This is a genomic window from Pigmentiphaga sp. MLSB6-MA01 (assembly GCF_058793475.1).
Genome location: NZ_JBXAFV010000019.1, coordinates 79,084 through 100,860, shown reverse-complemented (window position 1 = coordinate 100,860; position 21,777 = coordinate 79,084). Strand labels below are relative to the sequence as shown.

Sequence of the window (21,777 nt, the reverse complement as noted above, 5' to 3'; positions counted from 1 at the left end):
GCTACCTTATCCGCCCCCCGCCCCCAACTCCCTGCCCGCCGGCCAGATGCCGGTGCTGCGCGTCATCCCCATGCCGGCCGACTCCAACCCGTCGGGCGACGTGTTCGGGGGCTGGATCATGGCCCAGGTCGACCTGGCCGGATCGGTGCCCGCCCAGGGCCGCGCCAACGGCCGTGTCGCCACCGTGGCCGTCACCTCGTTCGTGTTCAAGGAACCGGTATTCGTGGGCGACCTGCTCAGCTTCTACGCCCACATCGTCAAGACCGGCCGCACGTCGATCACCGTCGCGGTCGAGGTCTACGCCGAGCGCATCCGGCTCAATTCGGAAGTCGTCAAGGTCACCGAGGCCACCCTGGTCTACGTGGCGACCGACCACCAGCGGCGCCCCCGCACCCTGCCGGACTTGCGCGCCGGCTGACCCTGTCTGGACACCCATGGCGATTAGTGGCACATTGACCACAAGGACGTCACCGCCCCAGCCCTGCCGGCACAGACCGGCCGGCCAGCCAACACGGCAGGCACGCAGGCCCTGCCCCCAAAGGCGAAGGAGACTCACCATGGACATATCCGGCTCGCGCCTGATTCCAGCGTCCCAGGATCGCACCTGGAACAAACTCGTCGCTCCCGAGACCCTCAAGGTCTGTATCAGCGGATGCGAAAAGGTCGAGCGCATTTCCGACAACGAATACCGGGTCAACCTGCGGGCCGAAGTCGGGCCCCTGTCGGCCCGCTTCCACGGCCGGCTGCAACTGACCGACATCCAGCCCCAGGATTCCTATCACCTCACCTTCGAAGGCGAAGGCGGCATGGCCGGATCGGCCAAGGGCCACGCCGACATCCGGTTGACGCCCGAAGGCGACGGCACCCGCGTCTCGTACACCGCGCACGCCGACCTGGAAGGCAAGCTCAGCCAGCTGCGCACCGACCAGGCCGAGAAGATCGCGCGCAAGATGATGGACAATTTCTTCGCGCTGTTCTCGGTGTGCGCGTGCCGGGCGCTGGAACGCCCCGCGCCCCGGCCGCCGCGCATGGCCAGGCCGGCGGCCGCGGGCGGCGCACATGCCCTGCACCTGCCTGCGCAATGGGTCAACCGGCTGTCGTGGCTGGTCGCGGCGGGCGTGATCGCCGGGCTGGTCGTCTACCACACCTTCCTGCGCTGACGCCCGGCACGCCGTGCGCCGCCGCGCTCAGCGGCGCACGTTCTTCATCTTGATGCGCTGGGACAGGACCATCATCGCGGCGCAGAACACGATGGCCATCACCATGCCGGCCTCGATGCCGGTATTGACCGACGTGCGGGCGATGACCAGCCCTACCAGCGCGGTGCCGATCGCGCTGCCCAGGGTGCGCGTGGTCTGGATCAACGCCGACGCCACCCCCACGTCGCGGCGCTCGGCGATCATCTGCATGAACAGCGTCAGGTTGGGAATGATGAAACCCATGCCCATGCCGCTGAGGCCGAACGAAACGACGGCAAAGGCCATGGACGACCCCCGCTCCAGGAACATCACCCCGAGGCAGCCCAGGGCCAGCAGCAGCGCGCCGAACACCATCAATCGCTGAGGCTGGCTCTGTTGCGGGAACAGCCGCCCGTTGATGACACTGCCCACCGGAATGCAGGCCACCAGTGGCGCGAGGATCATGCCCGCCTGGGCGGGACTCAGCCCTACCTCCACCTGCAACAGCAGCGGACCGTAGTAGATCAGGATGAACATCACCGCGCCGGTCATCACGCCGACCACGTTCAACAGGCGCGACTCGCTGCGTTCCAGCACGCGCAGCGGAAACATGGGCTGCTCCAGCCGCCGCTCGTACCAGACGAGCAGGCAGACCGACGCGATCGCCACCGCCAGGAACACCAGGCCCAGCACGGGGCGTGGATGGGTCGAGAATCCCAGCTCGAGCGCCGCCATGGGCGTACCCACGGCCAGCGCCAGCAGCACCCCGCCCAGCCAGTCGATGCGGGGCGGCCTGTCATGCCTGGGTTTGAGCGACGGAAAATATCGCCACAGCATCACGAAGGCGATCACCCCCATCACCGGACTGACGAAGAACGCCGCACGCCAGCCAAAAGCCTCGGTAATGGCCCCGCCCAGCAGCGGACCCACGCCGCTCGCCACCGCGAACGAGGTGGAGATCAGGGCCTGCCAGCGCACGCGCCGCATGGCGTCGGGAAAAAGATCGGCGGGCGCCGCGAAGGCGGTGGCGATCATCATGCCGCCGCCCACGCCCTGCAGGGTGCGGGCGGCGATCAATTGCGGCATCGACTGGCTGATGCCGCACAGCACCGAGCCCAGTGACACCAGGCCCAGCGACACCAGGATGAAATGCTTGCGGCCGAACAGGTCGCCCAGGCGGCCGAAGATGGGAATGACGATGGCCGAGGCCAGCAGGTATCCCGTGCCGACCCAGGCATACAGCGGCATGCCGCCGAGCTCGGCCACCACGCGCGGCAGCGTGGTGCCGACGATGGTCGAGTCCAGGGCCACCAGCATCACGACGGCGCAGATCCCGATCAGCGCCAGGATGAGTTGGCGCGGGTCTTCTACCGGTGAAGCGAGGTCGGGCGATGGATGGGGGCCGGGGCGCCCGGGCGGATAGGGCGGGTGCGGGGGAGTCTCGGACATTTGCGCATAATCATATACCCAAGGGTATACCCCTATAAACCTCCACCGCCTACATGTCGATGTCGCGCAGGCTGGCATCCAGGCACCAGCGCTCGTCCATCTTGACATCCCCCCACCTGAATCCGGGTATGTGCCCCGCGCGGCGGCCGCCGACTGCCCCTATACTTGCCGCGACCGGGCAAGAACAGGTGTGTTGCCGTATGAATGTAACCCTGCGCCAGATGCGCGCGTTCGTCGAAGTCGTGCATTGCGGCGGGTTCACCGCGGCCTCGCGGCGGCTGCACCTGACCCAGTCCGCCACCAGCCTGCTGGTGCGCGAACTCGAAGGCCAGCTGGGATTGCAGTTGCTGGACCGGTCCACGCGCAAGCTGGCGGTCACCGAGGCCGGCGCGGAGTTCCTCCAGCACGCGGAACGCATCCTGGGCGAGGTCGAGCAAGCCATCCGCCGCACCCAGGACCTGGTGCAGATGCGCCGCGGGCGCGTCACCGTGGCGACCACCCCGGTCATGGCGGCCACGCTGCTGCCCGACGCCATCGCCACGTTCCAGGCCGCCCATCCCGCCATCGAGGTCAAGATGTCCGACGCCCCGCTGGACGTCATCCTGCAACAAGTGCAGCAGGGCGAGGCAGACCTGGGCGTGGGCGTATTCACCGGCAACGAGGTGGAACTGAACCGCAGCCTGCTGATGCGGCATCCGCTGGGCGCCATGATTCCCAGCGCCTGGCCGCTGGCGCGCCGGCGGCGGGATCTGGCGTGGGCCGACCTGGCCAGCCAGCCCATGATCGTCGTGCCGCAGTCCAGCGGATCCTTGCCGCAGATCGACCGTGTGCTGCACCAATCCGGCATCGCGGCCCAACCGCGCTTCGAGGTGCACTACCTGTGGTCGGCCATCGGCCTGGTCGAGGCCGGCCTGGGCATCGCGGTCCTGCCGTCCTACGCGGGACTGCTGGCCCGCTCGAAGCGGGCGCGCTTCCGCGTGCTGCACGACCCCGTGGTGTACCGCAAGATCGAACTGGTCACGCAACCCGGCCGCTCGCTGTCGCCGGCGGCCGCGTCCTTCCGCGCCCATCTGGCGGCCCACTGCAAGGCATTCGAGGAACGGGGCTGACGCCGCGCCGGCCAGGCGGCCGGCGCGCGTTCACCGGGCGGCCACTTCGCGCACGGATTGCGCCGCGTCGCGCACGATCTGCGCGGGGTCGCAGGCGGTCCACTGTCCGCGCCGGCGCAACACCCGTCCGTCGACGATGACGGTATCGACGTTGGCCGGCTGGCCCGAATAGACCAGCGAGAAGGCGGGATCCACCACCGGCGCCATGTTCAGGTCCGTGGCACGGACCAGGATGATGTCGGCCCGCTTGCCCGCCTCGAGCGAACCGACCTGGTCCGCGATGCCCAGGTCGCGCGCGCCGTCCAGCGTGGCCAGCCGCAGCAGGCGGCGCGCCGTCAGCGCGACCTCGGCGCCGAAGCGCTGGCGATGCGACCACAGCAAGGTACGCATGCAGGAGAAGAAATCGGCATTGGCCGAGGCCGACGAACTGTCCACCGACAGGCTCTGCCGCACGCAGGCGCACTCCAGTTCGTGGAACTGGATCACGCCGCGCGATGCCTGGGCGTACAGCACCTCGATCACCGGCGAACACGAGAACGAGACGCCGCAGGCGGCCACCCGCTCCCGCTCTTGCGGCGATACGCCCTGGGGGTGCACCAGTTGCAGGTCGGGGCCCAGCAGGCCGTGCGCATCCAGCACCGACACCACGCCAGGGCGGGCATGCATGGTGATCGGCAGGCCCAGGCGCCGCACGCCCGCGAACTCGGCCCGCACGACCTCGATGGGCACGGTGCCGCGCGGATTGGAAACCGGCGTCCTGAGCGCCGCGCCCACGTGGATCATCGGATCGCCACGCTCGGCCCGGGCGATTTCCTCCAGGCCCGCCAGGTCCATCGCCCGGTCCAGTGGCAGTTCCTGGCCCCAGCCGTAGGCCAGCCGGCCCCGTATGCCCAGGCTGCGCATGGCCGCCAGCTCCGCCCGCGCGTGATCGGGCGTACGGGTGTTGTGCGACCAGTTGTGGACCGTCGTGATACCGCCCGCCAATCCCTCGGCCAGCCCCAGCCGTACCGAGTGATAGGAATCGTCCGGCGTGAAGCGCGGCCCCATGGACAAGGTCACCGGAAAGTAGCCGCGCGCCGCCTCGTCGCCGCTGATCAGCGCCCGCAGCGAGCAATTCCACAGGTGCCAGTGCGTATCCACGAACCCCGGCATCACGATCATGCCGCGCGCATCCAGCTCCCGCGCGCCCGGCACGCTCAGCCCCCGGCCGATCGCCACCAGCGTCCCGTCGCGGACGTGGATATCGGCGTCCGGCAGGTCTTCCATGCCGTCGGCCATGGTCATCACATGGCCGCCCCGTATCAAGAACTCGTCGCGCGCGGGCAGTCCGGCCACGTGTCCGGCCGCCTCGCGCCACCTTGCTGCCTGCATGCCCATCCCCTAGTCGGCCTTGGCACCGGTCAGGCGGATCAGGCGTTCCTTGTGGCGCATCTCGTCGCGCAGCGCGGCGCTGAACTCCGCCGGCGACGAAAACACGGGATCGAAACCGCGCGCGGCCACGAAGCGCTGCTGGAATTCCGGATCGGCGGCGATCGCCTTCACGTCGGCATGGATGCGCTGGATCACGGCATCGGGTGTGCCGCCGGTGACGAAAAGGCCGAACCAGGACTCACGCGGATCGATATCGGCATAGCCCGCTTCCGCCAGGGTGGGCACGTTCGGTTCGGCCGGAAGCCGGCTGGCGCGCGCGATGGCCAGCGGCTTCATCTTGCCCGCGCGGATATGGGGCTCGGCGATGGCCGTGCCCACCATGGCCAGTTGCACCTCGCCGCCGATCAGCGCCGTCACGGCCGGCATGATGCCCTTGTACGGTATCTGGGTGATCTGTATGCCCGTCTTGTGCCGCAGCCCCTCGAACAGCAGGTGGGGCAGGCTGCCCGACCCCATCGAGGCGTAGTTCAATTCGTTGGGCCTGGCCTTGGCCTGCGCCACCAGCTCGTCGAGCGAATTGGCTTTCACGGAAGGGTGCGCCAGCACCATCTGCGGCAGGCTGACCAGTTGCGAGATCGGCGCCAGGTCGCGCACGGCATCGTAGGGCAGCTTGTCGTACAGGAAGGGATTGCTGGTGATGGTCGATTCGCTCGTGACCAGCAGCGTGTGGCCGTCGGGCGCGGCCTTGGCGACCGCCTCGGCGCCGATGATCGACGCGGCGCCCAGCTTGTTCTCGACGATGACGGGCCTGCCCCACTTCTGCCCCAGGCGCTCGGCCAGGGCACGGGCGATCACGTCCACGCCGCCCCCGGGCGCATAGGGCACCACGATGCGCACCGGCCGCGCCGGCCAGGCCGGCTGCCCCATCGCCGGCACCGCGGCCACGACGCCCAGGGCCGCGGCGCATGCCGCCAGCCACCGGCGGCGGCCCGTGGCCGCTCCTGCACTTCCTTGCCTCATCTCGTCTCCTTCGCGCCGGGCGGCCCGGGAAGCAGGCCCGCCTTCCGATGCCCCACGGCGACATGGCAAACATTTCACCCGCGGGAGGCGGGACAGGCAAACGAGAAAAAGTTGTAGTTCTATCAGTTCGCCATCTGAATCGCGGTCCCGCCGCGCTTACACGCTGTCATGAAAAATGGCGCGAAATCTGCAAGAATCGGGCGCTCCGCCTCCGCCGGCCGCACCCCGCCCGGCCCTCCCCTGCGAGTCCCCATGGCCTACATGCTGCTCATCGTCGAACCCACCGGCCAGCGCGCCGAACGCAGCGAGGAGGCCGGCCGCGAACTCTACGATCGCATGGCCGCCTTCGGCGCCGACCTGAAGGCCCGCGGCCGGCTGCTGGCCGCCGAGTCGCTGGCCTCGCAGGACAGCGCCGTGCGCGTGCAACAGCGGGACGGGCGCGCCCGGCTGATGGACGGGCCGTTCGCCGAAGCCAAGGAAATGATAGGCGGCTTTTTCCTGCTGGACTGCGCCACGCGCGAGGAAGCCGTGGCCATCGCCCAAACCTGCCCGGCGGCGCAATGGTGCACGGTCGAGGTCCGGGAAGTGGCGCCCTGCTACCGCTGAGCCGCCCGGCCAGGTAGTTTCCCTAGGCCGCGTCCATCATGTCGATTCCGGCCCGCGCCGATCGTCGTAGGAACAGAAGCCCGCGTCCGGGCTTGCAACCACCGGAGAAACCGCCATGCGATTCATGATCATCGTCCGCGCCACCGCCGACACCGAGGCCGGCGTCATGCCCGAGGAACCCCTGCTTGCCGCGATGACGTCCTACCACGAGGAACTGGCCAAGGCGGGCGTGCTGCTGGACGCCAACGGCCTGAAACCCTCGTCGCGAGGCTGGCGCGTCCGCTACCGCGCCGGCAAGGGCTCGGTCATCGACGGCCCCTTCGCCGAAACCAAGGAGCTGATCGCCGGCTACACGCTGATCCAGGTCCGCTCGCGCGAGGAAGCCATGGAATGGGCCCGGCGCTTTCCCTCGCCCATGGCCGAGGCCGACGGCGAGATCGAGGTACGCGAGCTCTTCGAGCTGGATGACCTCGGCCCGAGCGAAGCGGTGGACCGCTTCCGGAAGCTGGAAACAGCCAGCCGATAACGCGCCGCGCCCCCTCTCTTCCCAAGGAATCCATCATGCACAAGCAGATCTTCGTCAACCTGCCCGTCGCCGACCTGCCGCGCACCCAGGCCTTCTTCGGCCAGCTCGGCTTCACCTTCAACGCCCAGTTCACCAACGACAAGGCCGCCTGCATGGTCATCGGCGAGAACATCTACGCCATGCTGCTCACCACGGATTTTTTCCGCGGTTTCGCCAGCAAGCCGATCAGCGATGCCCGGCAAAGCACCGAAGTCCTGGTGGCCCTGACCTGCGACAGCCGGGAAGCCGTCGACGACATGGTGCGCAAGGCCCTGGCCGCCGGCGGCACGGCGCCGCGGCCTCCGCAAGACCACGGCTTCATGTACAGCCATGGCTTCGACGACCCGGACGGCCATGCATGGGAGGTCTTCTACATGGACCCGGCCACGGTCGAGCAGGGCTGAGCCTGTGACGCAGGCCGCCACCCACCGGGCCATCGAAGCCGTCTGGCGGATCGAATCGGCCCGCATCATCGCGGGCGTCGCGCGGCTGGTGCGCGACGTCGGCCTGGCCGAGGAACTGGCGCAGGACGCGCTGGTGGCCGCGCTGGAGCGATGGCCCGGGGATGGCGTGCCGGACAATCCCGGAGCCTGGCTGATGACCACCGCGAAGAACCGGGCGCTGGACCGCCTGCGCCAGGCCGCCCTGCATGCGCGCAAGCACGAGGAATACGGCCACGAGACCGAAGTGCTGGGCGCCGGCCACGCGCCGGACCCGGCGGCCCTGGTCGAGGCGGCGCGCGACGACGACGTGGGCGACGACCTGCTGCGCCTGATCTTCACCGCCTGCCATCCCGTCCTCTCCACCGACGCCCGCGTCGCGCTGACGCTGCGCCTGCTGGGCGGGCTGACCGCCGGCGAGATCGCGCGCGCCTTCCTGGTGCCCGAAGCCACCATCGCCCAGCGCATCGTGCGCGCCAAGCGCACCCTGTCGGCGGCCAAGGTGCCGTTCGAGGTGCCCCGCGCGCAGGAGCGCGAGGCGCGGCTCGAATCGGTGCTGGAAGTGATCTACCTCGTCTTCAACGAAGGCTATTCGGCCACGGCCGGTGACGACTGGATGCGGCCGGCGCTGTGCGGCGAGGCGCTGCGGCTGGCGCGCGTGCTGGCCGGGCTGGCGCCGGACGACGGCGAGGTGCATGGCCTGTGCGCGCTGCTGGAGGTCCAGGCCTCGCGCCTGCCCGCCCGCACCGACGCCGACGGCCGCCCCGTGCTGCTGATGGAGCAGGACCGCGCGCGCTGGGACCCGCTGCTGATACGGCGCGGCCTGGCGGCCCTGGCCCGCGCCGAAGCCCTGGGCGGGGCCCACGGCCCCTATGCGCTGCAGGCCGCGCTGGCCGCCTGCCATGCCCGGGCCCGCACGCCGGACGAGACCGACTGGGAACGCATCGTGGCCTTGTACGACGCCCTGGCCCAGGTCGCCCCTTCGCCCGTGGTCGAGCTGAACCGCGCCGTGGCGGTCGGCATGGCGTTCGGCCCCGCCGCCGGGCTGGCGCTGGCGGACGCGCTGCGTTCGGAACCGGCCCTGGCGAATTATCACTGGCTGCCCAGCGTGCGCGGCGACCTGCTGCACAAGCTCGGACGCCACGCCGAGGCGCGCGAGGAATTCCTGCGCGCCGCCGCCATGACCCGCAACCTGCGGGAACAGGAACTTCTGATGGCCAGGGCAGCCCAAGCCCTCCCCTCTCATTGACCCCTCCATGACCTCATCCCCGTCTCTCAAGGCCACCCGCAAGGAATGGATAGGGCTGGCCGTCATCGCGCTGCCCTGCATGGTCTACGCGATGGACCTGACCGTGCTCAACCTCGCCCTGCCCGCCATCAGCGCCCAGTTGAACCCGTCCAGCTCGCAACTCTTGTGGATCATCGACATCTACGGCTTCCTGGTCGCGGGCCTGCTCATCACCATGGGCACCCTGGGCGACCGCATCGGGCGGCGCCGGCTGCTGCTGATCGGCGCCGCGGCGTTCGGCCTCGCCTCGGCCATCGCGGCCTTCTCCGACAGCGCGGGCATGCTGATCGCCATGCGGGCCCTGCTGGGCATCGCGGGCGCCACCCTGGCGCCGTCGACCATGTCCCTGATCCGCAACATGTTCCACGACGAGCACGAACGCCAGTTCGCCATCGGCGTCTGGATCGCCAGCTTCTCGCTGGGCAGCGCCATCGGGCCGCTGGTGGGCGGGGTGCTGCTGCAATTCTTCTGGTGGGGATCGGTCTTCCTGGTCGCGGTGCCGGTGATGCTGCTCCTGCTGGCGCTCGGCCCGGTGCTGCTGCCGGAATACCGCGATCCGGACGCCGGGCGCATCGACCCGCCCAGCGTGGCGCAATCGCTGTTCGCCGTGCTGGCGATGATCTACGGACTCAAGCAGATCGCCCAGCACGGCGCGTCGTGGACCGCCGGCGCCATCATCGCGGCGGGATTCGCGGTGGGCGTGGCCTTCGTGCGGCGGCAGCGGCGCCTGCCCTATCCGCTGCTGGACCTGAACCTGTTCATGCGGCCGGCCTTCAGCGCGGCCATCGCCGCCTACGCGCTGTCCTGCCTCGCCATGTTCGGCGTCTACATCTTCATCACGCAGTACCTGCAACTGGTGCTGGGCCTGGATCCGCTGCGGGCGGGCCTGGTCACCGTACCCTGGGCGCTCGGCTTCGTCGCGGGTTCGCTGCTCGCGCCGCGCTTGGCGCGGCGCGTGTCGCCGCTCTCCATCTTCGTGGGCGGCCTGCTCGCGGCCACCGCCGGCTTCCTCATGGTGCTGCTGGCCGACCGCCCGTACGGGCTGGAGGCGATCATGGCGGGCCTGATCGTGATGAGCCTGGGCATGGCGCCGGTGTTCACCATCGGCAACGAGATGATCATCACCTCGGCGCCGCCGCAGCGGGCGGGCTCGGCTTCCGCCATTTCCGAAACCAGCGCCGAGTTCAGCGGCGCGCTCGGCATCGCGGTATTCGGCAGCATGGGCACGATGATCTACCGCTCCGGCCTATCGGCGGGCATGCCGGACGGCATTCCGGCACAAGTGGCCGAGGCCGCCTCGTCGACGCTGGGCGCCGCGGTGGCGGCGGCGCATGCGCTGCCCACGCCGCAGGCCGACGCCATGCTGGCGGTGGCACGCGCGGCGTTCGTGGATGCGCTGCAACTCTCGGCGGCCGTCGGCGCGGTGCTGACCCTGTGCGCGGCCGTGGCCGCGGCCTGCATCCTGCGCGGCGGATCCGCCCGCGCCCAGGCGTGGCGCGACGACCCGGCGTAGGCGCCCGGAAACCAGGACTTGTTCAAGATAATGAAACACTTCCGCTGACGGTCGCGCATCCGCCCATACAGTTTCCGTAAAGGAGACAACGATGCTGACCGCCCGCGATAACGACCTGCTGACGCAAACCGGCCCCGGCACGCCCATGGGCGACCTCTTCAGGCGTTTCTGGATTCCGGTCCTGCTTGCCGAGGAGCTTCCCGGGCCCGACTGTCCTCCCGTCCGCGTCAAGCTCATGAACGAGGAACTGCTGGCCTTCCGCGACACGGAAGGCCGCATCGGCCTCATCGATCCCGTCTGTCCCCACCGCGGCGCCCATTTGTTCTTCGGCCGGAACGAACATTCGGGGATCCGCTGCGCCTATCACGGGTGGAAGTTCGACGTATCCGGCGCCTGCGTCGACATGCCCTCCTCGCCAGCCGGCGCCCAGTCACAGGCCCGCATCCATGTGAAATCCTATCCGGCGCGGGACTGGGCCGGCCTGATCTGGGCCTACCTGGGAAAACGGGATGCGCAGACACCGCTCCCCGCCCTGCCGTCCATGGAATTCGGATTGCTGCCGGCCGAACACCGCTTCGTTTCCAAGAAACTCCAGGAGTGCAACTGGGCGCAGGCGTGCGAGGGCGGACTGGACACGGCGCACTTCAGCTTCCTGCACATGGACACGAGCGAGGACGAAGAGCAGGTGATGCGGGCCATGTCGAACGCGGAAGCGGGCACCCACGAGAACCTGGTCCGCTGGCTGAGGAACGACGGGGCGCCGGTCTTCACCATCCAGGAGCATCCCGCCGGCCTCCTGCTGGGCGCGGCCCGCCGCGCGGATGGAGACGATCTCTACTGGCGCATCAGCCAATTCCTGATGCCTTGCCACGGACTCACGCCCAACGCCTTTCCCGGCCAGAACTACCACGGCCAGACCTGGGTGCCGATCGACGACCACCACTGTTGGGTGTACTGCTACAGCTGGAATCCCGAACGCCCCATCAGCGAGCAGGAACGGCAACGCTTCCGGCAGGGATTCTCGATCTACCCCCGCCTGGACGACGACTGGCGTCCCCTGGCGCGGCGCGATAACGACTACCTGATCGACCGGGCCGCCCAGAAGAAAGGCAGCTTCACGGGTATATCGGGCGTTTCCGAACAGGACGCCTGCATCCAGGACAGCCAGGGCAGCATCGCCGACCGCACGCGGGAAAACCTGGGACCGACGGACCTGGGCATCGTCCGCTTTCGCCGGGTGATGCTCAACGCGGCCCGCCAGGTTGCCGAGAACCAGCCGCTGGAAGCATGGCGGCGGCCCGACGCCTACGCCGTGCGCTCCGGCGGAGCCGTGGCCCCCCGCAATCGGTCACTCGGCCAGGTAATGGAAGAGCGGTTTGGCCACCCGTACGGCTATGTCGGAAACCTCTACGGCTTGCCGTCCGACGGAAAGTCATGACGATATCGATGCGGGCCGGCGTCACCCTCTCCGGCACCGCGCGGCCCAACAAGACCCAGAACTCAGGAGACAGGCATGCATCGATACACACGCGTCCTGGCGGGGATGTTTCTCGCCACCATCGTTTGCCACGGCGGACCTGCCCGGGCCCAGTCCGCCTACCCCGCCAAGCCGATACGCATCATCGTCCCGTATGCCGCGGGCGGGCTGGCCGACGTCTTCGTGCGCAACGTCGGCCAGGGGCTGGCGGCGCGCCTGGGCCAGCCGGTCATCGTCGAGAACAAGCCCGGGGCCAATACGCTGATAGGCGCCGAAGCCGCCGCCCACGCACCGGCGGACGGATACACGCTCTTGTTCTGCAGCATGTCCACGCTGGCGCTGAACGTAGGCACCTACAAGAAGCTGCCCTACGACCCGATCAAGGATTTCGCGCCGATCTCGCTCGGTTTCTATTCGCCGTTGTACCTGGCGATCAACGCCTCGGTCCCGGCACACTCGGTCAAGGACCTGGTGCGCCTGGCCCGACAGCGGCCGGCCCCCTTCGCCTACGCCTCCACCGGCAACGGCGGCGCCATGCACGTGGTGACGGAACAATTCGCCCGCGCCAACGGCATCCAGCTCATTCACGTTCCCTACAAAGGCAGCGGCCCCGGACTCAACGACCTCATGGCCGGCCAAGTCCAGTTGATGTTCGATGTGGGCGCCAACTCCCTGGAGCAGGCCAAGGCCGGCAGGCTGCGGGTCCTGGCCGTGACCGGCCCCAATCGCACCTCCGGCGCCCCCGACGTCCCCACCATGGCCGAAGCGGGCATGCCCGATTTCGACATGACGGTATGGTTCGGCTTCGTGTCTCCGGCCGGTACGCCACCGGCCATCGTGGAACGGCTGGCCCGTGAAATCGGCGATCTATTGAAAGAACCTTCGTTCCAGCAGGCGGCGCGCACGGGCGGCTACGAACTCTCGCCCAATACGCCCGCACAGTTCCGCCACCTGATCGAGGCCGACATCGAGAAGTGGGTCGCCATGGTCAAAGCCGCAGGAGTCGTCCCCGAATGAAACAACCATTCCATGAAGCGATACGCCAGGACGGCCTGCGGTTCGGATTGTTCGTCAGCCTGAACTCGGCCATCGCCGCCGAGGCGCTGGCACCGTCCGGTTTCGACTATGTCGTCATCGACGCCGAACATTCGCCCCTTACCCCCGCCGGCCTGCACGGCATGTTGACCGCGTTCGGAACCGCGGGCCCGGAAGCGATCGTCCGCGCCGCCTCGCATGACACGCCCCCCATCCAGCAGTACCTGGACCTGGGTGTGCGGACGCTGATCTTTCCGAATGTGCGCGACGCCGCCGACGCGCGGCGGGTCGTCGCCGCCACCCGCTATCCGCCCCAGGGCCATCGCGGCGTGGCGGGCACCATCCGCGCCAGCCGCTATGGGCGCGACAAGTCCTATCTCGGGCAGGCCAATGACCACATCGTCGCCCTGGCCCAGATAGAAAGCCGGGCCGGCCTGGCGAATCTCGACGAGATCATCGCGACCGACGGCGTCGACGGCATCTATTTCGGCCCCAACGACATGGCGGCGGACCATGGGGACCTCGGCCAACCGATGGCGGCCGCCAACGTCGAGCGGTTGACGCACGCCATCCGCCGTGTCCGGGAGCTGGGCAAGATCGCCGGCATCCTGTGCGCGGAAACCCAGCTCGAACTGTACGCGAGCGCCGGCGCCACCCTGTTCGCGTTCGCCTCCGACGCCAGCCTGCTGGTCAAGGCCGCCGACGAACTCGCCGCCAGGCATGCCGGCCGCCATCCGGGAGAACGGCGCCATGCCTAGCGCGCCTTCGACCGATACCGAGGTGTCCGCGGCCACGGGCTGGGCCGTCTCGCAAAGCGTGCTGAGGTTTTATCTCGACTTCGACAACTGGCGGTATGACCGCATGGCGCAGGCCTTCCTTCCCACGGGCACCTGGGATCGCAACGGCCTGTTGCTGCGCGGCCGGGAAGCCATCGTCGACGAACTGAGCCGCCGGCCGCGCACGGCGGCGGTCCGGCATGTCATCACCAACATCGTCGTCGCGCCCGCGGCCTCGCCGCCGTCCGGCGTGCCGTGCTGCGGCGCCTCCTTCTACGTCACGGCCTATCGCAGCCCCCATGCGCAAGCGGGCGGCGAGCCGCCGGTCATCAAGTCGCCCTACCTGATTCTCGAGGGAACGGCGGAACTTCGGCTAGACGAAGGACGATGGCGGTTCACGCACCAGTCCTTGAAGCGACTGTTCGAATTCCCCGCCTGACAGGAGAAACGTCCATGCATCAGATCGACCGAGACCCGCTCTCCCGCGTCCGGAGCGAAGTGTCCGAAGAGGAATGGCAGGCGCGGGTGGACCTGGCCGCCTGCTACCGCCTCATCGCGGCATTCGGCATGAGCGACCTCATCTACAACCACGCGACCGTCCGCATCCCGGGCACCGCGGACCATCTGCTGATCAATCCGTATGGCTATATGTACGAGGAGATCACGGCGTCCAGCCTGATCCGGATCGATCTCGACGGCCGCGTGGTCTACAACCCGCACGGCGGCTACGACATCAACTACGCGGGATACGTCGTGCACAGCGCCGTGCATGCGGCGCGCCCGGACGCCCACTGCGTCATCCATACCCACAGCCGTGCCGGCATGGCCATATCCGCCCTCAAATGCGGGCTGCTGCCCCTGACCCAGACCGCCATGCGCTTCGGGCAGGTCGCCTACCACGACTATGAAAGCGTGGCCGTCGATCTCGACGAACGTCGGCGCCTGGCCCGCGACCTGGGCGACGCGCCGGTCATGATTCTGCGCAACCATGGCCTGCTTGCGCTGGGCCCCAGCGTTGGCGAAGCCTTCAACGCCCTCTACTGGCTGGAGCTGGCGTGCAAGGTGCAGGTGGACGCCATGGCATGCAACGGCGAACTGAACCTGCCCTCCCGGCAGATCCAGGAAAAGACCGCGCATCTCTACCGGCCGGACACCCGCCGTCCATTCGGCGTGCTCGAATGGCCCACCATGCTGCGCTACCTCGACCGGCGCGACCCCGGCTACCGCGACTGACGCCCCGCCAGGAGATCTCCATGCATCCCCGCACCTCCGGCCAATGCCGCTTTCTCCATGCCATGCTGCGCGTGGGCGACCTGCGGCGGTCCATCGATTTCTATACCGGCGTTCTCGGCATGCGGCTCTTGCGCACCGTCGAAAGAGCGGAACAGGGATATACGCTCGCGTTCGTCGGCTATGGCGGGAATCCGGATCAGGCCGAACTCGAGCTCACCTACAACCACGGCGTCGACCGCTACGAGGCGGGCACGGCCTACGGCCACATTGCCCTCGGCATGCCGGACGTACAGGCCGCCTGCTCCGCCATCCGCGCCCGCGGCGGTGCCATCCTGCGCGAGCCGGGACCGGTCAAGGGCGGCACGTCGATCATCGCGTTCGTGGCCGATCCCGACGGCTACCGGATCGAGTTGATAGAACAGCCGCCGCGATGATCCCGGCGCCGCCCGGTCCGGCCAATGCCAGCCGCCAGCCGCACGTGTACAGTACGCCTCGACACCACCATGGAGGGCGGGCGATGACACGCATCAAGATGGAGGCGGACGCCACGCCAGCCAGGAACCGTCCCCCTCGTGCCATCGACACCCAGGCACCGCAAGCGCTGCCTCAGGTCCCCGCCTACGCCGACACGCTGGACGATGGCCAGTTCGCCACCACCCTCGCGCGGGGACTCGAGATCCTGCGCTGCTTCACGCCCCAGGACACCCTGCTGGGCAACAAGGACCTGGCCTTGCGCACGGGGCTTCCCAAACCTACCGTATCGAGGCTGACCTACACCTTGTCCCGCCTGGGATACCTCCGCGCCGGCCCCAGGCAGCGCAAGTATCAACTGGGATCCGCCGTCCTGTCGCTGAGCTATCCGCTGCTGGCCTCGATCTCCTTGCGGCAGTTGGCGCGGCCCGCCATGAACGCCCTGGCGGACACGATAGGAGGATCGGTATCGATGGGCATACGCGATCGCCTGAACGTCGTGTACATCGAGACCAGCCGCAGCCGATTGCCCGCCGCGCCGCAGTTCTCCGACGTCGGACTCGCCCACCCCATGGCCGGCACATCGATAGGCAGGGCATATCTGGCCGCCTGCGACACCTCCGAGCGCAACGCGATTCTGAACGAGATCCGCGTCAAGACGCCGGAACAATACGCCCGCTACGCGGACGCGCTTCGGCGCAGCTTCGATGACCACGACCGCCTGGGGTTCTGCGTGTGCTACGACTACACCCTTCCCGGCATCTACGGCGTCGGCGCTCCCATGAAGCGCAGGGTGAACGGCGAGATCGTCGTGTTCAACTGCGTGGTCAGTTGCCTGTCGACGCGGCGCGCCAGAATGGAAAAAGACATCGGCCCGCAGTTGACGGCGATGCTCGCCATGCTGGAGACGACCCTGTCCAGGGCGGAATTCACACAGGACTGAAGGGAGCCTCTCATGGTTCGAGAAACGGGCGGCACCATGCGGGGAGTGGACATTCCCCGCTACGGCGAAGCCGAGGTCATGCAAATACGGGATCTTCCCCGCCCCGAGCCGGCGGCGGGCGAAGTGCTGATCCAGATCGCGGCCGCGGGCATCAACCATGGAGACCTCGTCCAGCGGCGCGGGAACTATCCTCCACCACCCGGCGCGTCTTCGATACCCGGCCTGGAGGTCGCGGGAACGATCGTGGCATGCGCGCCCGACGTGACCCGCTGGCAACCTGGCGACGAGGTCTGCGCGATCCTCGCGGGGGGCGGATATGCCTCGTACTGCACGGCCCCGGCCGACCAATGCCTGCCCATCCCCCCCGGCATCTCGCTGATCGATGCCGCCTCGCTGCCTGAAACCTTCTGCACCGTCTGGGATGCCGTCTGGGGCCAGGCGCGCCTGGGGCGCGCGGAATCGCTGCTGGTCCATGGCGGGTCGAGCGGCATCGGCGTCACCGCGATCCAGCTCGCCCGCGCGCTGGGCCATCCGGTCTATGCGACCGCGGGCTCGCCGGAGAAATGCTCGGCCTGCCTGTCCCTGGGCGCCACCGCCGCGATCAACTACAAGCGGCAGGACTTCGTGGAGGAAGTCCTGCAAGCCACGGCAGGACAAGGCGTCGACGTGATCCTGGACATGGTGGGCGGCGGTTACCTGCCTCGGAACATGTCGGTGCTGGCCATCCATGGCCGCCAGGTTTCCATAGGCGTCCAGGACGGGCCAGACGCCCGGATCGACGTGCGCGAGATGATGCGCAAGCGGCTGACACTCATCGGCACCACGCTCCGGTCGCGCGACCTCGCCTACAAGGCCCGGATCTGCCGGGAACTGGAGGCGCATGTCTGGCCGCTGTTCGCGGCGGGCAAGGTCCGGCCGGTCGTCCATCGCCGCTTTCCGCTCGATGCGGTCGCGCAGGCCCATCGCGCGCTGGAGCAAGGCGGCCACGTCGGCAAGATGCTGCTGATTCCCTAGCCTGGAAACCGCCCTCAACCCGCCATGCCGTCGAGCATGCGCGCAAACGGAGCGAACTATCTTCACCTTCATGCCACTCATTGGCAACCGGCCCCCGTGGCCGCAGACCTCTCGCCCGCCATGAACCCCATTCACCCCTTCGCTGCGCAAGCGCCGCTGCCGTCCGGAACCCCCGCTCCCGCGCGCGAAACCCTTCCCTCCGCGCCCCTCCCACCGCCGTCCGCCGGCCACCCCTCGGGCGTCCGCAACGACAGCAACCAACGCGCCGCGCACCCCGGCATCCGCGCCTACGAACAAGCGGACGATCCAAGGTCCGCCAAGCGGCAAAAGAACACGCCCCACCTGCCGCCGGAGCTGCTGCCCGTGCAAGCGGCATTTCCGCGCAAGGAGAACGAGACAAACGCCGCGTATGCGAGACGGCTGAACCTGGCCAGCCAGCAGGGTCAAGCCCACGCCCGCGTCCAAGGCCAGCCACTGACCCTCAAGCAGCTCTCCCTCCTGTCCTGCGCGATGGAGAACAACCTGCGCCAGGATCCCCAACTCGCGCCCCTGCCCGCGGAACTGCTGCCCGTGCGTCTGGCGCTCCCGCGCCAGAAAGGCGAAACGAACATCGCCTATGCCCGGCGCCTGAACCTGGCCAGCCAGCAGGACCGCCCCGGTGGCCGCGTCCAAGGCCAGCCACTGACCGTCGATCAACTCGCCAGCCTATCCGGAGCGACGGAAGGCAACCTGCGCCTGGATCCCCAACTCGTGCCGCTGCCACCGGAACTGCTGCCCGTGCGACTGGCGTTTCCACGCGGGGAAAACGAAAAGGCCCTCCCCTATGCCCGGCGACTGAACCTGGCCAGCCAGCAGGACCTCTCCGGCGCCCGCATCCAGGGCCGGCCATTGACCATCGACCAGCTCGCCAGCCTCTCCGGGACAACGACGTCCGTCCTGCTCCAGGACTCCCAGTTCACCGCCCTGCCACCGGAGCTGGTATCCGTGCGCCTGGCATTTCCGCGCGGGCACAACGAAAAGAACGTTCCCTATGCCCGGCGGCTGAACCTGGCCAGCCAGCAGGACCTCCCCGGCGCCCGCGTCCAAGGCCGGCCACTGACCATCGACCAGCTCGCCAGCCTATCCGGGGCAATGGCAACAGTCTTGCGCCAGGACCCCCAGCTCGCCCCCCTGCCACCGGAACTGCTACCCGTGCGTCTGGCGTTTCCGCGCCAGTCCAACGAAAAGAACGTTCCCTATGCCCGGCGGCTGGACCTGGCCAGCCGGCAGGACCTCCCCGGCGCCCGCGTCCAGGGCCAGCCACTGACCATCGACCAGCTCGCCAGCCTCTCCGGCGCAAGCAAGACTCACCTGCGCCAAGACCCCCGGCTCGCGCCCCTGCCTCCGGAACTGCTACCCGTGCGTCTGGCGTTTCCGCGCCAGCCCGACGAGAAGAACGTCTCCTATGCGCAGCGACTGTATCTGGCCAGCCAGCAAGACCTCCCCGGCGCCCGCGTCCAGGGCCGGGCACTCACACTCAAACAGCTCTCCGGCCTGTCCGGCGCGACGGAGAGTACCCTGCGCCAGCATCTCCAGATGGCGCCGCCGGAGCCGCTGCCGGATCGCACGGCGCTCCCGCGCAACGCCATGCGTCCCTGACCAAGGCCCTGACCTGGCGCCCAACGGCGACCATCGCGAATGGCGGCGCCAAACCCCAGGCGGGGTGGCAGCGAGGCCGGGGCCGGCCGCCGCTCACCCGCCGAAGGCCAGTACCAGCGCGTGCAGGGCGATCCCGATCAGCCCGCCCACCAGCGTGCCGTTGTAGCGGATGTATTGCAGGTCGGGCCCCACGCTCAGTTCCAGCGCCTGCACCAGCCGCCCTTGGTCCCACCCCTTGACGGTCTGGGCGATATGCTCGGTGACGCCCTCGCGCAGCCGGGCCGCCAGGCTGCGCGCGCCGGTCATGACATGTTCGTTGATCGCCTCGCGCAGGGCGGGATTGGCGGCCAGCTGGCGGCCCAATCCCAACAGGCTCTGCTCCAGGTGCCGGGCCAGCGGCGAGTCCTGGCTGTCCAGGTTGCGGCGCAGGGCGGCGTGGATCTCGGCCCACAAGCCCTGCACATATTCCTGCACCGACGGATGGTCGATCAGCCTCGCCTTGATGCGGTCGATCTGCTCGCGCAATGGCTCATCGTCGCGCAGCCGCGCCACGTAGTCCGCCACCCAGGCCTCGTAGTCCTGGCGCAGCGGATGATCGGGCCGCGACAGCACCTCGTGCAATTCGTCCAGCAGCGCGCGCGCCAGCCGGTCCGCCAGGTTATCGGCGATCCCGTCGATCGGCTTCACCAGGTTTACCGTCCCGACGATCCTGGGCCATTCCTTGCGAGCGTACTTCACCATCAGGTCCGACACGCGTTCCTTGACGCCTTCGTCGTCCAGGTAGCCGCCCAGGCGCCGCAACGCCTCGTCCAGCAGTTGATGATGGCGGCCGTCGCGCGTCAGCAGGCCCAGTACGTCGCCCGCGGTGGCCCCGGCATCCCAGGCGCGCAGGCGCGCGACGACGAAGGACTGGATGGCCTCGCGCACGGCCCGTTCGTCCAGCAGGTCCAGCGCCTGGGACATCCACGTGCGCGCCATGGTGGCGGCCAGGCGAGCCTGGGCCGGTTCGCTCAGCCATGCGCCCAGCCGGGTGGCGGGGTCGAATACCTGGAGCCTGGCCAGCAGCGCGTCGGGCGCCAGGAAATGATCGCGCACGAATACGGCCAGGTTGTCCCCCAGGCGCGCCTGGTTGGCGGGAATGATGGCGGTATGGGGAATCGGCAGCCCCAGGGGCCGCTTGAACAGCGCCACCACCGCGAACCAGTCGGCCAGCGCGCCGACCGTGGCGGCCTCGCAGAAGGCCCGGACCCAGGCCCAGGCACCCTGCCCGCCCATGGCATGGCTGAGCCCGAATCCCGCCAGCGACGCGGCAAGCAGGCCCAGCGCGCCCAGTTTCATGCGGCGCAACCGGCGTAGACGAGGATCGGCGGATGGGGAAGGATTCAAGACGGCGGTGCTTCGGTGGGCAAGCCTCCACTTTACCCACGGGCGCGGCGCGCTTCCAGCCGCGGGGGTCGCGGGCGATAGAATCTCGGGTCACGACTCGCTTCCGGAGCTCGACCGCCATGACCGTCCGCCGCATCGTCGCCAATCTCTCCACGCCCGATCCCGCCCGCGCGCGGGAGTTCTACGGCAGGCTGCTGGGCCTGGACGTGGTCATGGACCACGGCTGGCTCATGACCTTCGCGTCCGGCGGCACCCAGACGCCCCAGGTCAGCGTGGCCAGCGAGGGCGGCTCGGGCACACCCGTGCCGGCGCTATCCATCGAGGTCGACGACGTGGACGAGGTGCTGGCCCGCGCCCGCACGCACGGGGCCGAGATCGTCTACGGGCCCTGCGACGAGGCCTGGGGCGTGCGGCGCTTCTACATGCGCGACCCGTTCGGCAATCTGGTCAACATCCTGACGCATCGTTCGTAGGCCGGAACCCGGCCGAAAAGGCCGCCCGTCCCGCAACGCCCCTATGTTCTAATCTGCCGGCAGGGCCGTGCCGGCCGCCGACTCACAGGAAGCAAACCATGGCATCCCAGATCCACATCCTTTCTTCGATGGCAACCAAGCAGTTGCTTGCCGACCTCGTCGCCCAGTGCCCGCAATCGCAAGCCCGGGACGCCCTGGTGGAATCCGTCGGCGGCGTCGATGCCGCCCGGCGCGTGCAGTCCGGCGAAGCCTTCGACGCCATCGTGCTGGCCGCCAACGTCATCGATCAGATGACCGAAGCCGGACACATCGTGGCGGGCAGCCGCGTGGACCTGGTCGAATCGGGCGTCTACGTCGCCGTGCGCGCTGGTGCGCCGCGACCGGACATCGGCTCCGAGGCCGCGCTCAAGCAGGCCGTGCTTGCTGGAGGCACCATCGGCTACTCCACCGGCCCCAGCGGCGTCTACCTGTCCAAGCTGTTCGAACGCTGGGGCATCGCCGACCAGATCAAGGACCGCACCGTCCAGTCCAAGCCCGGCGTCCCGGTCGGCACGCTGATCGCCAAGGGCGAAGTCGATCTCGGCTTCCAGCAATTGAGCGAGATGATGAACGTGCCGGGCATCGACATCGTGGGGCCCCTGCCTCCCGGCCTGCAGATCATGACCACGTTCTCCGCCGGCGTGGCCGCCACCTCGGCCCAGCCGGACACGGTACGCGAGCTGCTGGCCTTCATGGCCAGCGCCGAGGCCGCCGGGATCAAGCGCAAGAACGGCATGGAACCTGTCTAAGGCC

At 68.8% G+C, this 21,777-nt stretch carries 23 protein-coding genes; 19 read left to right on the top strand and 4 right to left on the bottom strand.

Going from position 1 to position 21,777, the window contains the following annotated elements; translation table 11 throughout:
- Nucleotides 1–46: 46 nt before the first annotated feature.
- Nucleotides 47–418: an acyl-CoA thioesterase gene (locus tag AC1Q6E_RS25665; protein ID WP_152794445.1), complete on the top strand. Its 372-nt coding sequence runs from the start codon at nucleotides 47–49 to the stop codon at nucleotides 416–418.
- Between the two features lie 139 nt (nucleotides 419–557).
- On the top strand, nucleotides 558–1,160 hold the full coding sequence (locus AC1Q6E_RS25660; RefSeq protein WP_296558423.1) for an SRPBCC family protein: 603 nt from the start codon (nucleotides 558–560) through the stop codon (nucleotides 1,158–1,160).
- Nucleotides 1,161–1,187: 27 nt separating this feature from the next.
- Here the strand turns inward: AC1Q6E_RS25660 and AC1Q6E_RS25655 are convergent, their stop codons facing one another.
- Nucleotides 1,188–2,627, bottom strand: a complete 1,440-nt coding sequence (locus AC1Q6E_RS25655) for an MFS transporter (protein WP_366059472.1) — start codon at nucleotides 2,625–2,627, stop codon at nucleotides 1,188–1,190.
- A gap of 200 nt (nucleotides 2,628–2,827) precedes the next feature.
- On the opposite strand from AC1Q6E_RS25655, the gene AC1Q6E_RS25650 reads away from it, so the two are divergent.
- Complete coding sequence (locus AC1Q6E_RS25650) at nucleotides 2,828–3,736, top strand: LysR family transcriptional regulator (protein ID WP_152792341.1); 909 nt, start codon at nucleotides 2,828–2,830, stop codon at nucleotides 3,734–3,736.
- A gap of 30 nt (nucleotides 3,737–3,766) precedes the next feature.
- On the opposite strand, the gene AC1Q6E_RS25645 is transcribed toward AC1Q6E_RS25650, so the two are convergent.
- Nucleotides 3,767–5,107 carry an amidohydrolase family protein gene (locus AC1Q6E_RS25645; RefSeq protein ID WP_152792340.1) on the bottom strand — a complete coding sequence of 447 codons (1,341 nt, stop codon included), beginning with the start codon at nucleotides 5,105–5,107 and terminating at the stop codon, nucleotides 3,767–3,769.
- Between the two features lie 9 nt (nucleotides 5,108–5,116).
- Nucleotides 5,117–6,127, bottom strand: a complete 1,011-nt coding sequence (locus AC1Q6E_RS25640) for a tripartite tricarboxylate transporter substrate binding protein (protein WP_152792339.1) — start codon at nucleotides 6,125–6,127, stop codon at nucleotides 5,117–5,119.
- A gap of 252 nt (nucleotides 6,128–6,379) precedes the next feature.
- Here AC1Q6E_RS25640 and AC1Q6E_RS25635 point away from each other — a divergent pair, with 252 nt between their 5' ends.
- From AC1Q6E_RS25635 to AC1Q6E_RS25570, 14 genes are all read left to right on the top strand, one after another.
- On the top strand, nucleotides 6,380–6,733 hold the full coding sequence (locus AC1Q6E_RS25635) for a YciI family protein (protein WP_152794504.1): 354 nt from the start codon (nucleotides 6,380–6,382) through the stop codon (nucleotides 6,731–6,733).
- 115 nt (nucleotides 6,734–6,848) lie between these two features.
- Nucleotides 6,849–7,259, top strand: coding sequence for a YciI family protein (locus AC1Q6E_RS25630; RefSeq protein ID WP_152792803.1), 411 nt, complete (start codon nucleotides 6,849–6,851; stop codon nucleotides 7,257–7,259).
- A gap of 35 nt (nucleotides 7,260–7,294) precedes the next feature.
- Nucleotides 7,295–7,702, top strand: a complete 408-nt coding sequence (locus AC1Q6E_RS25625) for a VOC family protein (RefSeq protein ID WP_152792804.1) — start codon at nucleotides 7,295–7,297, stop codon at nucleotides 7,700–7,702.
- Nucleotides 7,703–7,706: 4 nt separating this feature from the next.
- On the top strand, nucleotides 7,707–8,987 hold the full coding sequence (locus tag AC1Q6E_RS25620; RefSeq protein ID WP_296556032.1) for an RNA polymerase sigma factor: 1,281 nt from the start codon (nucleotides 7,707–7,709) through the stop codon (nucleotides 8,985–8,987).
- A gap of 7 nt (nucleotides 8,988–8,994) precedes the next feature.
- Nucleotides 8,995–10,539 (top strand): MFS transporter, encoded by a 1,545-nt coding sequence (locus AC1Q6E_RS25615; protein WP_152792805.1) that lies wholly within the window; start codon nucleotides 8,995–8,997, stop codon nucleotides 10,537–10,539.
- 91 nt (nucleotides 10,540–10,630) lie between these two features.
- A complete protein-coding gene (locus AC1Q6E_RS25610) occupies nucleotides 10,631–11,977 on the top strand; it encodes a Rieske 2Fe-2S domain-containing protein (RefSeq protein ID WP_296556031.1) in 1,347 nt (448 codons plus the stop codon).
- Nucleotides 11,978–12,052: 75 nt separating this feature from the next.
- Nucleotides 12,053–13,033: a Bug family tripartite tricarboxylate transporter substrate binding protein gene (locus AC1Q6E_RS25605; RefSeq protein WP_152792807.1), complete on the top strand. Its 981-nt coding sequence runs from the start codon at nucleotides 12,053–12,055 to the stop codon at nucleotides 13,031–13,033.
- Entirely contained in the window at nucleotides 13,030–13,809 is a 780-nt protein-coding gene (locus AC1Q6E_RS25600; protein ID WP_492573796.1) for an HpcH/HpaI aldolase family protein, read from the top strand. Before AC1Q6E_RS25605 ends, AC1Q6E_RS25600 begins: the two co-directional genes overlap by 4 nt.
- Nucleotides 13,802–14,266, top strand: coding sequence for a nuclear transport factor 2 family protein (locus AC1Q6E_RS25595; RefSeq protein WP_296556030.1), 465 nt, complete (start codon nucleotides 13,802–13,804; stop codon nucleotides 14,264–14,266). The genes AC1Q6E_RS25600 and AC1Q6E_RS25595 overlap by 8 nt, the downstream gene beginning before the upstream one ends.
- Nucleotides 14,267–14,280: 14 nt before the next feature.
- Entirely contained in the window at nucleotides 14,281–15,060 is a 780-nt protein-coding gene (locus tag AC1Q6E_RS25590) for a class II aldolase/adducin family protein (RefSeq protein WP_492573795.1), read from the top strand.
- Nucleotides 15,061–15,080: 20 nt separating this feature from the next.
- Complete coding sequence (gene gloA / locus AC1Q6E_RS25585; protein WP_152792811.1) at nucleotides 15,081–15,494, top strand: lactoylglutathione lyase; 414 nt, start codon at nucleotides 15,081–15,083, stop codon at nucleotides 15,492–15,494.
- A gap of 83 nt (nucleotides 15,495–15,577) precedes the next feature.
- Nucleotides 15,578–16,474, top strand: a complete 897-nt coding sequence (locus AC1Q6E_RS25580) for an IclR family transcriptional regulator (RefSeq protein WP_492573794.1) — start codon at nucleotides 15,578–15,580, stop codon at nucleotides 16,472–16,474.
- Nucleotides 16,475–16,510: 36 nt separating this feature from the next.
- On the top strand, nucleotides 16,511–17,488 hold the full coding sequence (locus tag AC1Q6E_RS25575) for an NAD(P)H-quinone oxidoreductase (protein WP_152794513.1): 978 nt from the start codon (nucleotides 16,511–16,513) through the stop codon (nucleotides 17,486–17,488).
- Between the two features lie 120 nt (nucleotides 17,489–17,608).
- Nucleotides 17,609–19,126 carry a hypothetical protein gene (locus AC1Q6E_RS25570; RefSeq protein WP_492573793.1) on the top strand — a complete coding sequence of 506 codons (1,518 nt, stop codon included), beginning with the start codon at nucleotides 17,609–17,611 and terminating at the stop codon, nucleotides 19,124–19,126.
- 93 nt (nucleotides 19,127–19,219) lie between these two features.
- Here the strand turns inward: AC1Q6E_RS25570 and AC1Q6E_RS25565 are convergent, their stop codons facing one another.
- Nucleotides 19,220–20,464 carry a DUF445 domain-containing protein gene (locus AC1Q6E_RS25565; protein ID WP_152792813.1) on the bottom strand — a complete coding sequence of 415 codons (1,245 nt, stop codon included), beginning with the start codon at nucleotides 20,462–20,464 and terminating at the stop codon, nucleotides 19,220–19,222.
- Between the two features lie 167 nt (nucleotides 20,465–20,631).
- Between AC1Q6E_RS25565 and AC1Q6E_RS25560 the strand changes: the two genes are divergently transcribed.
- Nucleotides 20,632–20,985 carry a VOC family protein gene (locus AC1Q6E_RS25560; RefSeq protein WP_152792814.1) on the top strand — a complete coding sequence of 118 codons (354 nt, stop codon included), beginning with the start codon at nucleotides 20,632–20,634 and terminating at the stop codon, nucleotides 20,983–20,985.
- 98 nt (nucleotides 20,986–21,083) lie between these two features.
- Complete coding sequence (locus tag AC1Q6E_RS25555) at nucleotides 21,084–21,773, top strand: substrate-binding domain-containing protein (RefSeq protein WP_152792815.1); 690 nt, start codon at nucleotides 21,084–21,086, stop codon at nucleotides 21,771–21,773.
- Nucleotides 21,774–21,777 lie beyond the last annotated feature (4 nt).

Bases quoted from the DNA above. Each gene is read 5' to 3' on its own strand.
- AC1Q6E_RS25640 (WP_152792339.1), bottom strand. From the start codon at position 6,127: ATGAGGCAAGGAAGTGCAGGAGCGGCCACGGGCCGCCGCCGGTGGCTG.
- AC1Q6E_RS25570 (WP_492573793.1), top strand. From the start codon at position 17,609: ATGAACCCCATTCACCCCTTCGCTGCGCAAGCGCCGCTGCCGTCCGGA.
- AC1Q6E_RS25610 (WP_296556031.1), top strand. From the start codon at position 10,631: ATGCTGACCGCCCGCGATAACGACCTGCTGACGCAAACCGGCCCCGGC.
- AC1Q6E_RS25590 (WP_492573795.1), top strand. From the start codon at position 14,281: ATGCATCAGATCGACCGAGACCCGCTCTCCCGCGTCCGGAGCGAAGTG.
- AC1Q6E_RS25580 (WP_492573794.1), top strand. From the start codon at position 15,578: ATGACACGCATCAAGATGGAGGCGGACGCCACGCCAGCCAGGAACCGT.
- AC1Q6E_RS25655 (WP_366059472.1), bottom strand. From the start codon at position 2,627: ATGTCCGAGACTCCCCCGCACCCGCCCTATCCGCCCGGGCGCCCCGGC.
- AC1Q6E_RS25605 (WP_152792807.1), top strand. From the start codon at position 12,053: ATGCATCGATACACACGCGTCCTGGCGGGGATGTTTCTCGCCACCATC.
- AC1Q6E_RS25630 (WP_152792803.1), top strand. From the start codon at position 6,849: ATGCGATTCATGATCATCGTCCGCGCCACCGCCGACACCGAGGCCGGC.
- AC1Q6E_RS25650 (WP_152792341.1), top strand. From the start codon at position 2,828: ATGAATGTAACCCTGCGCCAGATGCGCGCGTTCGTCGAAGTCGTGCAT.
- AC1Q6E_RS25660 (WP_296558423.1), top strand. From the start codon at position 558: ATGGACATATCCGGCTCGCGCCTGATTCCAGCGTCCCAGGATCGCACC.
- AC1Q6E_RS25665 (WP_152794445.1), top strand. From the start codon at position 47: ATGCCGGTGCTGCGCGTCATCCCCATGCCGGCCGACTCCAACCCGTCG.
- AC1Q6E_RS25600 (WP_492573796.1), top strand. From the start codon at position 13,030: ATGAAACAACCATTCCATGAAGCGATACGCCAGGACGGCCTGCGGTTC.
- AC1Q6E_RS25645 (WP_152792340.1), bottom strand. From the start codon at position 5,107: ATGCAGGCAGCAAGGTGGCGCGAGGCGGCCGGACACGTGGCCGGACTG.
- AC1Q6E_RS25595 (WP_296556030.1), top strand. From the start codon at position 13,802: ATGCCTAGCGCGCCTTCGACCGATACCGAGGTGTCCGCGGCCACGGGC.
- AC1Q6E_RS25560 (WP_152792814.1), top strand. From the start codon at position 20,632: ATGACCGTCCGCCGCATCGTCGCCAATCTCTCCACGCCCGATCCCGCC.
- AC1Q6E_RS25625 (WP_152792804.1), top strand. From the start codon at position 7,295: ATGCACAAGCAGATCTTCGTCAACCTGCCCGTCGCCGACCTGCCGCGC.
- AC1Q6E_RS25575 (WP_152794513.1), top strand. From the start codon at position 16,511: ATGCGGGGAGTGGACATTCCCCGCTACGGCGAAGCCGAGGTCATGCAA.
- gloA (WP_152792811.1), top strand. From the start codon at position 15,081: ATGCATCCCCGCACCTCCGGCCAATGCCGCTTTCTCCATGCCATGCTG.
- AC1Q6E_RS25615 (WP_152792805.1), top strand. From the start codon at position 8,995: ATGACCTCATCCCCGTCTCTCAAGGCCACCCGCAAGGAATGGATAGGG.
- AC1Q6E_RS25565 (WP_152792813.1), bottom strand. From the start codon at position 20,464: ATGAAACTGGGCGCGCTGGGCCTGCTTGCCGCGTCGCTGGCGGGATTC.
- AC1Q6E_RS25635 (WP_152794504.1), top strand. From the start codon at position 6,380: ATGGCCTACATGCTGCTCATCGTCGAACCCACCGGCCAGCGCGCCGAA.
- AC1Q6E_RS25555 (WP_152792815.1), top strand. From the start codon at position 21,084: ATGGCATCCCAGATCCACATCCTTTCTTCGATGGCAACCAAGCAGTTG.